This is a genomic window from Bifidobacterium choladohabitans (assembly GCF_016102005.1).
Taxonomy (GTDB): Bacteria; Actinomycetota; Actinomycetes; order Actinomycetales; family Bifidobacteriaceae; genus Bombiscardovia; species Bombiscardovia choladohabitans.
In genome coordinates this window covers 150,125-165,030 of sequence record NZ_JACFPL010000002.1, presented here as the reverse complement: position 1 = coordinate 165,030, position 14,906 = coordinate 150,125, and the positions used below count along the sequence as shown (strand labels likewise).

General features: G+C 55.4%; 11 protein-coding genes. All 11 read right to left on the bottom strand.

The features are described from left to right. Window positions 1-6: 6 nt before the first annotated feature. The 11 genes from H3S97_RS04190 to H3S97_RS04140 all read right to left on the bottom strand — a co-directional run bounded on the left by H3S97_RS04190 (window position 7) and on the right by H3S97_RS04140 (window position 14,617). Window positions 7-1,098, bottom strand: a complete 1,092-nt coding sequence (locus H3S97_RS04190) for a LacI family DNA-binding transcriptional regulator (protein WP_232356270.1) — start codon at window positions 1,096-1,098, stop codon at window positions 7-9. Window positions 1,099-1,327: 229 nt separating this feature from the next. After that, entirely contained in the window at window positions 1,328-2,620 is a 1,293-nt protein-coding gene (locus H3S97_RS04185) for a glycoside hydrolase 5 family protein (RefSeq protein ID WP_198176643.1), read from the bottom strand. A gap of 7 nt (window positions 2,621-2,627) precedes the next feature. Continuing rightward, window positions 2,628-3,467, bottom strand: a complete 840-nt coding sequence (locus H3S97_RS04180; protein ID WP_198176644.1) for a carbohydrate ABC transporter permease — start codon at window positions 3,465-3,467, stop codon at window positions 2,628-2,630. Then, a complete protein-coding gene (locus tag H3S97_RS04175) occupies window positions 3,464-4,435 on the bottom strand; it encodes a carbohydrate ABC transporter permease (RefSeq protein ID WP_198176645.1) in 972 nt (323 codons plus the stop codon). Before H3S97_RS04175 ends, H3S97_RS04180 begins: the two co-directional genes overlap by 4 nt. Before the next feature lie 2 nt (window positions 4,436-4,437). Continuing rightward, entirely contained in the window at window positions 4,438-5,739 is a 1,302-nt protein-coding gene (locus H3S97_RS04170) for an ABC transporter substrate-binding protein (protein ID WP_198219746.1), read from the bottom strand. A 101-nt stretch (window positions 5,740-5,840) separates the two neighbouring features. Continuing rightward, a complete protein-coding gene (locus H3S97_RS04165; RefSeq protein ID WP_198219745.1) occupies window positions 5,841-8,990 on the bottom strand; it encodes an alpha-mannosidase in 3,150 nt (1,049 codons plus the stop codon). Between the two features lie 498 nt (window positions 8,991-9,488). Then, window positions 9,489-10,349 carry an EndoS/ChiA family endoglycosidase gene (locus H3S97_RS04160; RefSeq protein WP_198178180.1) on the bottom strand — a complete coding sequence of 287 codons (861 nt, stop codon included), beginning with the start codon at window positions 10,347-10,349 and terminating at the stop codon, window positions 9,489-9,491. 205 nt (window positions 10,350-10,554) lie between these two features. Next, complete coding sequence (locus H3S97_RS04155; RefSeq protein WP_029677960.1) at window positions 10,555-11,415, bottom strand: carbohydrate ABC transporter permease; 861 nt, start codon at window positions 11,413-11,415, stop codon at window positions 10,555-10,557. Beyond that, window positions 11,405-12,295: a carbohydrate ABC transporter permease gene (locus tag H3S97_RS04150; RefSeq protein ID WP_198176650.1), complete on the bottom strand. Its 891-nt coding sequence runs from the start codon at window positions 12,293-12,295 to the stop codon at window positions 11,405-11,407. Before H3S97_RS04150 ends, H3S97_RS04155 begins: the two co-directional genes overlap by 11 nt. 44 nt (window positions 12,296-12,339) lie before the next feature. Then, window positions 12,340-13,698 (bottom strand): extracellular solute-binding protein, encoded by a 1,359-nt coding sequence (locus H3S97_RS04145; RefSeq protein WP_198219744.1) that lies wholly within the window; start codon window positions 13,696-13,698, stop codon window positions 12,340-12,342. Continuing rightward, window positions 13,691-14,617: an EndoS/ChiA family endoglycosidase gene (locus H3S97_RS04140; protein WP_198219743.1), complete on the bottom strand. Its 927-nt coding sequence runs from the start codon at window positions 14,615-14,617 to the stop codon at window positions 13,691-13,693. The genes H3S97_RS04145 and H3S97_RS04140 overlap by 8 nt, the downstream gene beginning before the upstream one ends. Window positions 14,618-14,906: the final 289 nt, after the last annotated feature.

The window sequence follows — 14,906 nt, the reverse complement described above, 5'->3', positions numbered from 1 at the left end:
CGGGTTTCATCGAACCGGACGCGCCGTGCTCTCGCGGATGACCAGCTTGGGGGTCAGGATGCGGCGGTTGCCCCCTACCTGCTCCCCTCGGAATATCTTCAGAAGCAGGTTGGCCACCTTGGTGCCGTAGAGCCCGGCATCACGATGGACCGACGTGATGGAGGGATAAGTACTCTGACAGATGAAGCTGTCCTCGAAGCTGACCATGGCCGGCAGACTCATATAAGCCGAATCAGAGGCCGCAATATTATTGGGCGTCATCCTGTTTTCCAGCATTACGCGCAGACTGGCCGCAGCCATGATCTCGTTCTCATAGATAAAAGCCGTATACGGATTGTCTCCAGACGAGAGACGAAGAGTGAGTGAGGCTGCCTTATCCGGGATGAAGTCCGTGAACTCCACCTTCGGCTCCCCCAGATTCTTCCGACGGACGAACTCCTTGAAGGAGGAGACACGGGCTCGGCTGTAGTCAAGGTTTTCATCCCCCGACAAATAAGCAATCCGGGCATGCCCACGCGAGCTCAGATGGTTCATGATCGTCGTCATGGTTCTGGAATCGTCGATGGACAGCGAGGGCAGGTAGTTGTCCGAGTCCGGCCCCCCGGCCAAGACTGCGGGCAGACCTAGATTATGCAGGAGCCGCGGCCTGGGATCATTGGAAAGAAGATCCACCAGCACCACCCCATCGACCCGCTTGCGTCTGGCCCAGTCCCGATAAGTATCCAGCTCCTCGTCCAACGTGGCGCACGGGCGAAAGAGCAGGCCGTAGCCCGACCGGCTCAGGGAGGCGTGGATGCCGGCCATGAAATGCAGCATGAATCCTTCGGTTTGGAAGGCATCCATGGACCTGGCCGGAGCGAAACCGACTGTCATGGTCCTGGAACTGCCCAAGGCCTGGGCTGCGTATACTGGCTTCCAACCCATCCTGGCAGCCGCTTCGCGAACCCTGCGCTTGGTCTGGATGGAGACTCCGGGCTTATCATTGATGGCGAAGGAAACCGCGGTCTGGGATATCCCCAGTTCGTTGGCTATGTCTTTGAGGTTGACCCTGGCTTCTGTTTCTCCGCCATCGGACTCGCCGCCCATGCGCCACCTCATATCAACCATCCTCGTCGACACCCGTGATCCGGCTCGGCCGACTTAGCAAACCAGACTGCCTGCCACACACTTTAGGCGTACACGCATATCGGCCTCTAACCCTAACTTAGACCCTCATCAGCACAAAACCATGGTCGACAACCTCGTCTGAGGCCAAAAAGCTTGTTACCGCTCACATTCTAACCTCAGACGAAACTGTAGCAGAAACTGGAAGTCGGGTATGTCGCGGTCAGGACTTTTTCCGCAGGAGGGATGGGTCGGATACGGCGCTGTAGGAGCTTCCGCCAACAGATTTGACGGCGATGCACTCGCTTATGCCCCTGTCCTGCAGCCAGCTGCGATCCGCCGCATGCAGGGAGGTGACCAGGGTCGGCCTTGCACCCTGACGGCTGAGTTCCATCCACTTATTGAAGATGGACCCGCCAGGCGCGCAGGCAGATCTGAGTAGGGGATCATCGTGCTCGTCCACATCAACGACCAGAGCCGTGGGCCTGGGCCGAGAATCCTGCTTGCCTGAGTAGTCCTTCACCGCCTGGGCGAAGGCCTGGCCTATGGGCTTGAGGTGCTTGTCTTGATCGAACAGACCCAGCTGATGCTCAAAGGGAGGGAAATCGCCGAATTGCTGGTCGACGTCATGCGAGCACCACCAGGTGACGCCGAACATGTCGCTGCAATCGAGAGCATGCTCCACCGAAGACCTACAAAAGTCAGCGGCCTGCCCTGCACTCATTACATTGAGCGGTGCACCGATTTCCTGCAACCAAACCTGCCGGTGGGGCTGACTGGCAAAGGCCTTCGACAGCTCCACCAGGTACTCGGCATGACGCGTGCTCTCCTCAGCCAAGGGGCCGCACTCCTGCGCGGCTCCGTTGAAAACCCAGGAATGAATGCAGGTCATGTCTCCGATGTTGGATGCATATCGCGGAAGAAAGGCGTGGCCATCCTGATACCAAGTCGCATCGTTTTCGGAATGGAGGAGCACACGGCCCTCCTGGGATGCCCTCTCCCTCAACGGAGTCAGCAGCTCCTGCAGCCAGTCTTCAGCCTCCTCGGAGGTGCAAGGCATTCGACGCGGATGGACATGGTCAGTGAACTGGTTGCATTCGTTTCCAATGGTCAGACCGCGGAAATGCTGCAGGTCCGCCAGGGCCTCATAGACCGCAGCGACCAACCGGGCCTGCGCCTGGACTGCGTCCGAATCCCTAAACATATTGGTTTCATGCCATGAGACCAGCCAGGAGGGCACAAAGTCAAAACTGGACATGTGCCCCTGGATCACATCCGAATAGACATCCAATCCCCGCTCATCCGCCAGGGCGGCCATATGCCTCAGGTCGTCCAGGGCTGCATCATTGATCCAGGTCCTGTTGGGCTGAAGAATCGTCCACAGCGGGAAGATGCGGATATGATCCAGCCCGAGGGAGGCAATGTCGTCGAGGTCTTTGGCGACGGCATCCCAATCCGGATGCAGCCAAAAATAGAACCAGTTATGGGAGGGGGTGTAATTGACTCCAAATTTCATGATAACGCTATTCCTTGATGCCACCCTGTTCCAGACCACGGAAGAAGTAGCGTTGGAAGCAGGCGAAGAAGACCAGGATCGGTATCAGGGAGACCAGGGCCCCCGCTGCTATCAATCTGGGATCCGAAATGAACATACCCTTGAGTCGGTTCATGCCCAGAGTGAGCGTGTAGTTTGACTCGTCGGAGATGACAATCAGGGGCCAGAGGAAATCATTCCAGGCTCCCACGAAGGCGAAGATGCCGACGACGGTCATGGTGCCTTTGACCTGAGGCACGCAGATCCGGTAGAACCGTTGCCAAAGATTGGCGCCGTCCACCTCGGCCGCCTCCTCAAGCTCGTCCGGGATGCCCCTGAAAGCATTGGTCATGAGCAGAATGTTGACGGCACCCACCATGCCAGGCAGGGCGACAGCCAAGAGGGTGTTCTGCAGACCGACGCTTCTAACAATCAGAAACTGGGAGATGACCACACCTTCGACGGGGATGACCATGGTGCCCATGAAAATCGTGAAGAGCAGGTTGCGTCCGCGCCACTTGAGCCGGCCCAGCGCATATCCGGCCATGGTTGAGAAGATGACGTTGCCTCCGATGGAAAGTATGGCGACGATCACCGTGTTCAGCATGTACCGGAAGACCGGAACCTGCCTGAAGACGGATATGTAATTGTTCCAGGTGGGCGTCTTCGGGATGATATAGGGCGGAACCGCATAGACATTGTCGCCCTTGCCCTTGAAGGAGAGCGAGAGCTCCCAGACGAAGGGCCCCACAAGCAGGATGAAGACCAGTATGAGCACAAGATACTGAATAACCTTGCCAACAGTGACTTTGGAGTGACCGCTTTTCATGAGTCCTCCCCCCGCTTCTGGATAATCTGCTGCAGAATCAGCATGGCTCCGACCACAACCAGGACAATCAGTGACAGAGCACTGGCATAGCCCGTCCTGGCCTGGATGCCCGTGCCCTCCCTCTGGATGAGCATGGACATGGTGATGTCCTCGCCGCCGGGACCAGCCGTGCCGTTGGTGAGCACGTAGATCTCGTTGAACACACGGAAGGCCGCAATGGTGGACAGCATCATGATCAGCACGATGGTGGATCTCACTCCTGGGATGGTGACATACAGGAATTGCCTTACCGGTCCTGCCCCATCCAGTGAGGCGGCCTCGTAGAGGGAGACGTCGATGTTGGCCAGCGCGGTCAGGTAGATGACCATGTAGTATCCCAGACCCAGCCAGATGGTGACGAACATGGAAGTGAACAGTATCAGCCAGCGATCGCTGAGAAATGGAATCGGGCTGTGGATGATGTGCAAGGACTCCAGAACTGAATTGACCAGCCCCTTGGGATCCAACAGGTTGGTCCATATCATTCCCACCACCACTGCCGACATGACCACAGGAGTGTAGAAGGAGGTTCTGAAGAACCCCATGATTCTGGAGTTCCCTTTGACCAGGTTGGCCAGTATCAGGGGAAGGATGACCATAAAGGGGACCACACAGACCACGTACAGTGAGGAATTGAGCAACGCGGTCCAGAAATAGTCGTCATGCACAATCTTTACGAAGTTCTCGATGCCCACGAACTTGCCCGGGCGCAACAACGTGGAATCAGTAAAGGCCAGCCGGCAGGTATTCAGCGCAGCTACGATGACGAAGACGAAGACGATGGCAAAGGCCGGGAAGACAAAGAGGTAGGGGGCTAGGGTCGTGGTCCAGTGGGTCCCCTTGCCGCCTTGGACCCCGGCCTGGGACCCACCGTGCCGGCCGAGGGCGGAAGCCTTCGGCCGGATGGCGGAAGAGTCGGTGCGGCGCATAGTTACTGCAGCTTCTCGTTGGCGTACTTGACGGCCTTGTCCAAGGACTCCTTGGCTGTCTGCTTGCCCTGCAGGGCCAGAGCGGCCTGCTGTTGCAGGTAACGGTTGCCATTGGCATCGGTGAACTCGGCAGGACGGCTTGAGTATCCATTCTTTACGGAGTTCAGAGTGATCTTCAGGGCCTTGCCCTGAACATCGCTGGTGTCGATGTTGGCGTAGTAGGGATCATCAAGACCGCCCTTGCTGGAGGGGAAGGTGTTGGACTTCTTGGCGAATTCCAGCTGGTTCTTGGCATTGGTCACATACTGGACGAAGTCCAGAGCGAGCGTCTTGTTCTTGGTCTGGGCGTTGACGGCCAGCATCTCAAAGGCCAGGCTGGCGGACTTGCCCTGATCGCTGATCTTGGTGCCCACAGCCAGATGCTTGTACAGGTCTGGAGAGTTCTGCTTGAAATCCGCCGCCGAGTAGGCGCTGCCGCCCATGGCCACGATGGAGCCCTTCTGGAAGAATTCGCCCTGCTGAGACCACTGTGCGCTCAGAGCCTCCGGCGGGATTCCCTTCTTGTTATACAGGTCGACGAAGCGCTGCAGATGCTTGACGGCATCAGGGGAATTGAAGACGTACTTGGTGTGATCCTTGTTCATGATGGGGATGCCGGCCGATGCATAGTCATCGACGGAGCTTCCCATCATGGTGGACATGTAGGCCCCACAGCCGCTATTGACCATGGTGTCCGCCTGAGAGAAGTAGTCGTCCCAGGTCACAGGCAGCTTGTTGGGGTCCAGTCCACACTTCTGCATGAGCTCAGTGTTGTAATAGGTCGGTCCATCGTTGACGTACCAGGGGAAGCCGTAGGCTCCCTCCTCGATGTCCTTGCCCTTGAAGGTGACTGCATCCCAGGCATTCTTGTAATAGTTGTTTTCAGCCTTGGGAGCTTCCTTGCTGATGTTCATCAGGGCCCCGGCCTTGGCCAGGCCATACATCAGGGAGGGGCCGGCATCGATGATGTCGGGCAGGGAGTTGGCTGCTGCGTCGGCGGACAGCTTCTGTTCATAGTTGTCCGAGGGCTGATCGATCCACTTGATGGTGGTGCCGGGATGCGACTTCTCATAGGTCGAAATCAGGTTTTTGAAATACGGAGTGTACTTGTCGTTCTTCAGGTTCCAGGTCTGGAAGGAGATCTCGCCTGACGGCTTGCCGTCTTTCGACCCGCCTGAACTGCTGTTGCTTCCTCCGCACGCCGCCAACGAACCCGCCATGGCAGTCGTGCAGATCAATACTGCTACCTTCTTCAGTGCTCTCATCGGAGCTTCCTTTCTTTTTTACTACTCACTTCTTTGTGGAGCTTCCGGCCGGTCCAAAACGACGAGCGAACCGGCCGGACAGACACCCTTGGTCAGGCGATTCAGCGCCTGGAGAGTCTCAATGTGGTGAACTGGAAGGGAACAAGATCCAGCAAGGCCCCATCAGCTTGTGCACCCTGTTCGGAGCACAGGCCTGGCCGCACACCCTCGGGCACAGGTCCGTCCTCCAAGGAATTGGTCTCTTTCACAGTCGCACCCTGCAGAACGGATCCTGTGCGCAACCTGGCTTTGGATGGCGAAGAATCCGGGTTGTAGACCCTGACGATCACATCGTCGCTGTCGTCATCAGCCGTCTTGATCCAGTCGATGACGGTAGTGCCCTGAATATCCTCTACAGCAGCCAGGGGCTCAACTGCAGGCAGTCCATGGTGGAAGACCGGAGCGTTGAGGGCGTAGGCTGCTTGCAGGATGTCGGCCTGGGTGTCCCCAGGGACAATGGACCAGGCAAAACTGTGCTTGCCCCTGTCGGTATGCGGATCAGGAAAGACCGGAGCGGACAGAAGGGTCAGTCTGACCAGGGTACCCGCCTCTTTGCCGGCCTTCTCGTCGTAGTGGATCGGTGTGGTATCACCGCCGTATGTCGAAGCGTTGACCACGCCGACGGCAAGATCGTCGTCGCTGATCCTGACGAATCGGTGCGTGCAGCTCTCGAACTGAGCCTCTTCAGCGGCGTTGTTCTTCTGGATGGGCCTATCGATGAAGCCATACTGGCACTCGAATTGCGCGTACCTGGCCTGAACAGCGACGGGAATGTCCACCTTGAGCAGCTGCTCATCCTGATGCCAGTCCACATCAGCAGTGAAGTCCAACTGCCTGCTGCCCGGGGTCAACCCGATTGTGGTCACGATGGTGGTCTCCCCATGCCGACGCGATACCCGAACACCGGAATCCAGGGACTCCACGGTGACTGGGTCATCGACCGGAGAAGCAGTCAGCAGGGCATCGCGCTCCAGGTCCCAGGCATCCCACATGTAGGGCTCATCCTTGAAGAGCTCGTATCCGCCAACCGAGGAACCCTGCGGGACCAGGTCCCTGCCGGAGGTCCTGTCAAGAATAGAATGAACTTTACCATCCGAAGCGACGACGGCACGGATAAGCCCATTGTCCATGACGAATCCATCGCCTTCTTGACTGACCTGGACAGGCCGGATGCCCTCAGGCCCCTCCTGGGCATGGACTGGCCCAACAGCCTCCCAAGCTGTCTGCCCCTTGCCCTCCATGGGTACCAACTTGGCATCGGACACCATGGGAGCCTGTGGCTGAGCGGAGGCTATGACGCAAGCTGCCTCGTCGCCGATCTGCTCCAGACGGGCGATGTCCCTGCGGTAGTCTTCCCTGGCCAGCCTATGCACCCAGGAGATGGCGGAACCTGGAAGAATGTCGTGGAACTGGTTGAGCAGAAGCGTGCGCCAGATTTCGTCCAGCTCCTGACGGGGGTAGGTGTAGGAGTCATCGACCAAGCCGGCGTAAGCGCACAGATATTCGACCGTGCGCAGCATGGCCTCCTCCTGCCGGCATCCCCGCTTCATATCCTGCTGGGAGGTCAGGGTCTTGCGGTGCAGCTCCAGGTAGAGCTCGCCCTTCCAGACGGGCATTTCGGAACCGGCCTCCTTGCGGATTTCCTCCTCGGACTGGCGGAAGAAGTCTGCAGGAGCCTGATACCGGACCTTGGCCGACCCCTCAACGTCATGCAGACGGTCATAACGCCCTAGCATCTCCCTAGTAGTGCCGCCGCCGCCATCGCCATAGCCGAACAGGACCAGGGCCCTGGTCGAGATGTCCTTGTCCTGGTAGTTCTCTTCGGAGTGATTGAGTTCCCGGGCCGTCATGCTGGAGGCATAGGTATCCATGGGAGGGAAATGTGTGAAGATGGCCGTGCCGTCGATGCCCTGCCAATCAAAGGTATGGTGCGGGAATTTGGTCGTGTCATTCCAGGAGATCTTCTGCGAAAGGAATGAAGTCATTCCTGCACGGCGGGCAATCTGCGGGAACTGGCCCGTATAGCCGAAGCTATCCGGCTCCCAGACGACGGTCGTGTCTACCCCCAGATGCTCACGGTAGTACCGCTTGCCATAGGTGAACTGACGGGTCAACGACTCCCCTGAAGGCAGCATGCCGTCGGACTCCACCCACATCCCTCCGACGGGGATAAACCTGCCTTCTTGGATGCGTTGCTTGACGCGGGCGAAGAGATCGGGATGATCCTCTTCCAGCCATGCATACTGCTGGGGCGAGCTCATGGCATAGATGAATTGAGGGTCGCGCTCCATCAGCGCGAGCATGTTCGATACCGTCCGTGCCACCTTGCGTCTGGTCTCCCGCTTGGGCCAGAGCCAGGCGGAGTCGATATGGGAATGCCCCACTGCCGCATGATCCAGTGCGCTAGGAGTCGCAGGCACTGCCAGCACGCCAGCCAGGGCCTGTCGAGCCGGCGCGAGTGTAGCCAGGTCACGCTCATCGTAAATATTCAGCGAGCGCTGGAGGGCCTTGCCCAGACGCCAGTACCGAGGTTGACTCTCGTTGCATTCGCGAATCAACTGGGCTGTGACCTCAAGATCCATGTAGTAGTTCCATACCTCATGGTCAAAATGGCAGACATCCATCTGCTTGAGGACATTGGGTTCATCGGCGCGACCCGTGGTCCCTTCGCCCAGCTCCGTCTCCACGAATGCGGGGGTTCCAAGCAGGAGCGGATTGCAGGCCGCTTCCAGATAGATGGTAAAGGTTCCATCAGCGTTGATGACCGAAGCTTCTTCATGGATTGGATTCCCGTCCAGGTCGGTGCCGTCAAGCGGAATCCAGCGGTTGCGGGGATTGACGGCCTTGATGATCGAACCATCGCTCCTATAGGCCTGGGCCTCAAAATGGCCGCCCGGCGCATCCGGATGCCAACCTAGATCCACCACCAGCTCGACAGGAGCCCTGGTCGCCCAGTCGGCATCGACGCGACCGGTAACCTCCATCCAGGTGGTCCCCCAGGTCGTGCCCCAGGTATCCCCCAAGGAGAGAGGCCGGAAGTCCACACTCTTGCTCTGTACCTTCTCGAAGAACTCCGATGACGGTATCGGTTCCCCGGAAATGACGAAAGAGCGGACTTGGACCTTGCCCATGGGCCGCTCAATCTTCGGTAGCACGCGTTGACGCATGACACGATCGCACTTGTCAAGCACGCGTTCTATCTTCAGCTGCATCCTTACAACCTCCTCGTAGGTCCGCTTTGCATCTCTACTAAAGCGGTTTAGTACAATTGTACCCTATCTATATCTAAAAGATATGGTGTCGACGAAAATGGCATGCTTCTATTCTCCAGTTCAAAAACGAGGCAAGCCTGCATTCCACTTGGATGAGTTTCTGACGAAGGGCAGCATCACAACATTTTGTGACCTGCACACGCTTCGCGAAAGTCCATCGGCCCATGGAAGACTTATGACCTCCGAAAAACACTTGCAGCCTTATACTGCGGCTTCTCAAAATGGCTCTTGTTCACTGTTCGCGAATTGATAACTCCCCGCGACAAACATGCAAGATCGTATCTTTATCCCCCCTATGTTGAAATGGCACTTTGTACTCAACGATTCCCCCCTCCCAAAACCTGGAATGCAGCCCAAACAATCAAGGCAACTTAACCAACAATGAAAGAGGGTCCGAGTGCCAGGAGGCAGAAGGACCCTCAATTTTTCAAATGGCCGTTACTTCTTATTCATAGCCGCCGAAAGGGCCTTGGTCCATTCGAAGGTTGTAGGCTGAAGCTTGTCATCGCCACGACGTACTCCATCCCTGTCGACGGCATACTCAAAAATGCCGCCTTTTTGTGCGCCATCGGCCCCGTTATCAGGCTCCCAAAGAGCGTACTGCATGGCCCTGCTGGTCGACATTGGCTCTTCGGTGTCATACCACCATCCGCCACGCTCTTCATAGAACGAGAAACCTGGAATATACTGCCTGCTCTTGATCGTACCCTTGTAGGTCTCCCAGTCCCGCTGGAGGGCTCCGACCGAACGTCCATAGGCATCGGCGAATACGTAAGAGACCACGTCGGACACTCCCCTATAGAGGCTGTTGGTCCCAGGCTTGTTGGTGTTATAAGCAAAGATGGAACTCGGCTCAGGCGACTTGGGGCCGTAGTAGCGGGACATGGCCCTGAGAACCCCAGTGGCTCGTTCAACGTCGGTAGAGGTCATACTCGCCTCGGCGTTGACGACAAAGCCATCAAGTCCAGGGAAGTAAAGATAGGACTTTTTGAGCTCGCTGGCACGTTTGGCGTACCCCTCTGCATTGCTTTCCATGGGCGAAAGAGACTGATGGTCATGGGGGTCGTTGAAATCATCCTTGTAGAAGAGGCTGATATCCAGACTCCTGATCACTTTTGTCCCCTGCTTGTGCAGAGACTCAATCTGCCCAGGAAGAGTGTCCCAGAAGGTCTGAGTGGTCTCCGGGTTGGGAAAGGCGATAGCAATGTCCACCTGCTTGGGCAGATCTGACATCGAGTTGAAATTGACAGTCGGATCCGAATGCGTATCCCTCCAGGCCCTGAAATAGGCGACGGTCATCTCATGGGTCTTCCCCTGAACAGCAGGTTCGGCCCAGGCAGTGGCAGCCCCTATCGCGGACGTTCCGGCTAAGGCCAGAACGGCCATTGATGCTGTTAACAATCTCCGGATTTTCATGGTTGATCTCTTTTCGTGCTTGCCTTCGCTTTTACTGAAGCAGATAAAATGTCGATTCCCTCCTCCCCGTAGCATCGACGCTTCGTCTTTACTCCTTGACCGCACCCGCAAGCAGGGTTTGGTTGCCGATATATCTATTCGTTACTTCATAAATGATCAGAATAGGTATCGAATACAGCAGCGAGAAAGCTGCCAGCTGGCCGTAGGCAACCGTGCCATGCTGCCCGAAGAAGGTGTATATGCTGACGGCTGCCGGCTCCTTATCCGGAGACATCAGAAGCATGAAGGGAACGAAGAAGTTCCCCCAGTTCCCGGCGAATTCCGAAATAAAGATGACCAGAAGCGATGGAACCATCAGAGGCACGACTACATGGAACAAGGCCTGCATCCTCGTGGCTCCATCCACCCAAGCGGCTTCCTCCAAGGTAACCGGCACTGAATCCATGAAATTCTTCATCATGAAGATGCCCTGCGGCAATCCGCAGGCAGTCATGAAAAGAACGGTCCCGGTCAGTGAATCAATCAGATGAAGTTGGACGAATATCCCGTAAACAGGGACCATCATGGCTGTAATCGGCAGACAGCTGGCGAAGAGGATGGCGTTGACGGTCCGGTTGGTGGTCTTTGAACGGAATCTGGAGAGAGGGTAGGCTGCCAGGACCGAAAAAGTCACCACCAGCACCGATGTGCCAATACTGATGATCAGCGAGTTGACGATAGGCAACCCGAAGGTCTGCATGTTGAATACCTTGACGAAGTTCTGGAAGGAAAAACCCAAGTTGAACGAAGACAAGGTTGCATGCGTGTTGAAGGAGGCCACCAGCAGCCAGAGCATGGGCGCAGCGAAAAGAAACCCTATCAGAGCTGTCAGTACCGCAGCGACCAGCTTCATCCAGTCATACCTGTGTGGTGCGTTCATCCGTGGATCAAGAGTGGCTTCAGTCTTCATCATTCGTCCTTAGCAGCTTGATATAGAGCACCGAGAAGAGGGCACCCACGACGACCAATATCACCGAGATGGCGGTTCCATATCCCAACTTCGAGAAGTTGAAAGCCTCCAGGTAGGCGAGAACGGGAAGGGTGCTCGAATTCGTGCCAGGCCCCCCACCCGTCAGCACAATGATGATGCTGAAGACAGAGAGTGTCTGCAGGGTGATCAACATCAGATTGGTAAGAATCGAGTGCCGCATGATAGGCAGCTTGATTCTGAAGAAAGACTGCCAGGCGTTCGCGCCGTCTATCTCAGCAGCTTCGATAACATCCTTGGAGATGTCGTTCAAAGCAGCTTGATAGATGAGCATTGAAAAGGCGGTGCCGCGCCAGACATTCACAATGATGACGATGGTCATTGGATGGTAGTAGAGAAGAGCCGACCAATCGGCTCCCAACACCTTGCCCAAAGCGTCAAGAGTGCCTCCGCCAGCAAAGAGCGCGTAGGCGCAGTAGCACCCGACGATATCCGGAATGACCCAAGCCAGAACAACTATTGAGTCAACGACCTTCGTCAGTCTTCTGGGCGCTTTTTGACTGAGTAGAGCCAATACCATGCCCAATATGTTCTGCCCAATTAGTGCCGAGGCCAGAATCAGAAGAATGGTCAGCCAGAGGGACTTGGGGAAAACAGGATCCGTAAAGAGCGCCACATAGTTCTTCAGACCAACAAAGTGTGGGTTGACAGCCGTTGAACCAACCATTGAATAGTCGGTCAGCGAGGCATACAGGGACCATATGATTGGGCCAAGCAGGAAAATCAACATCATCGCCGCTGCTGGCAGAATCGGGGTGTAGTGCTCAGCGTTTATCAATTTCTTTCTTGTACTGCTATTCATTTTCTTCTCTCAGTCACGAAAGAAAACCCGCGAATGGAATTCGTTTACTTCGCGGCTTCTGTATGATCGGCACCTACGGTTTTGGCTATCGCAGAATCGTATTCAGCCGCTGCATCCTTGACTGACTTCTGGCCGGTCAATACACTTTCCGTGGCTATGGCGACCTGGTCGGAAACCTCTTTGTACTGGGAGTTCGCCGGCCTGTACTGACTGTACTTGGCCAAATCCGTGAAGAACTTGATAGTGGGATTGGATCCCAGGTACTTCTTGTCTTGCTCTACGTCCTTGCGCACCGCGATCGATCCGGAGATTGTGTCGTACGCGGCAGCATGCTTCTCATTTTGGAAAACTTTGAGTGCTTTGAAAGCAAGATCAGGATTCTGCGTATGGCTGGACAGCGCCAGGCCCCAACCGCCAGACATGGAAATCAGACCAGGCTTCTGACCGTTCTGAGTTGGGAATCCACACCAACCTATATGCTTCTGCCAGTCGGTCCATTCGCTGTCGCCGCCGGGCATCCACGATGAAGCCAGCCAGTTGCCCTCGATTGACATACCAAGTTTCGACTGAGGCATCCACTGTTGCCCGACCTTGTCACCAAGCTGAGGATCCAGAGCCTGCTGGGGCGTGGGTGCCAAACCCTTGCTGTAAATATCCTTGATGAACTGTAGGGAGTCTTTGAATTGCTTGGAACCAGTGACCCACTTCTGAGTCTTGGTGTTGTACAGTGTGCCACCCTTGGTGCCGTAAAGAAGCATATCGAAGCCCTGCATGACGGAGACCTCTCCCAGAGGACGGCCGGCATAGAGGTTCATCGGTATTACATCAGGCTGCGTTTTCTTGATCTTTGTCGCTGCATCAATCACCTCATCCCAGGATTTAGGCTGCCAGTCGTCACTGAGGCCGGCCTTTTTGAGAATGTCCTTGTTATACCAGATGCCCCTGGTGTCAGTGCCCAGAGGCACCGCATAGATTTTTCCATCATCGGCTTTGCCGGCGTTCTTGGAACTGTCAAAATACTGCGACCAGTCCTTCCACCCTTTCAGTTGGTCATCAATGGGCTTCAGGTAACCGGCTGCGACATAGGGACGGATCATTTCCGTGTCAAGGATCATGAGATCTGGAGCGGTTTTTTCGGATTTGCTCATCAAGGCCAGCTTGCTGCCGTAGTCATCCCCGTTCGACTTGATAGGCTCCAGCTTCAAAGTAGCGCCTTTATTCTCAGACTCAAACTGAGCTTTGACGTCTTTCATCCACTTGCTTATGGCACTGGTGTCTCCGGTGGCCTGGTAGGCAAACTTGACCGTTTTTTTATCCGATTCGGAAGAGCCGCATGCCGATAAAATCCCGACGCTGGTAGTCGCGGCCAGCAGCATAACTGATATCTTCCCTAGTTTATTCATGAGAAACTCCTTTGTTCTCCAATTCTTCTTTTAAATAGTGCATGGTTTTAAAATCGGTTCGCCGCAACCGATCGTCACCTTGGGCAACCCCATCGCGATCTATTGCATAGGCGAACAGTCCCCCCGTGCGGTTCGAATCAAACGGATGCCAGGATAGGAGATCTTTGACCCTGCTTCCTTCAATCGGATACGTGACATCACCCCATCGAGGGCCTCCTTCTTCATAGAATGAAAAACCAGTGACGAATTTTGAAGCAGGGACGAAGTCGCGAACCTGCTCGAAAAGTCCCTGAATACGGCGAACATCCATGCCATAGGTGTCTGCAAAGTAGTAGGAGCAATCATGAAAGACCTGAGCAATCAGGCTGGTCTGGGGCAGAAGAATATCCTGATCGAAAATCATGATGCGTGAGGACGCTGAACCCGGTCCCCACTTCTTTGCCAAAGCGTGAAACACCTCGGCTACGGCAGCCATTTGCTCGGACTCAGGTTCATGATCGACATCGATCACCAGGCCGTCGTAGTCAAAGGGCTCCAGATAGTTGGCAATTATCTCGTCGGCACGACGATCCGGTCCGCCGTTTCTTTCGCCAAGCCTGGTGAAAGTATGGACTTTGCCGCAATCCTCGTAGGTATCCCGATAGAGGCAATCCAAAAACAGGGTTCTGACCACCTTTGTGCCTTGCGCATGGAGTTTTTCAATGTAGGACGGCAAAGCAAGCCAAAAATCATTATCGACTTCTCCATTGGTGATGATTGACACAAGATCCAGGTCTGCGGGCACATCGCCAAGCGAAATCGAATCCTTTTTTGGCTTTCCGCAGTTATCGTGCCAGGCGCGGTAATAACCGGCCAAAATAGGTCTTGGTTCGTCACTTTCACTATTATTGTCTGGCCTGCCCTCTGCCTCATTCGACATCGACAACCTCCATGTTGTTCGCAGTAGTTCTCCGATGATCTACTAAAGCGATTTAGTTTCATTATAGCCCCTTACCACACAAGAGCCGCAAAAATCCTCGGAAACACAGAAAAGTCGCCTAAAAAGAGGGAAATACAAAAACGCCAGGAATGGCTATTCCTCAAGCCTTAGGCATTACTCAGATCAGAAAATACCCGCTTTGTTTTTCCACAGACACATCCGAGTGTCTCTTGACCATGACATACAGGAAATCACCGATAGCCAAAAACGCATAAGAAACCCTGCGCGA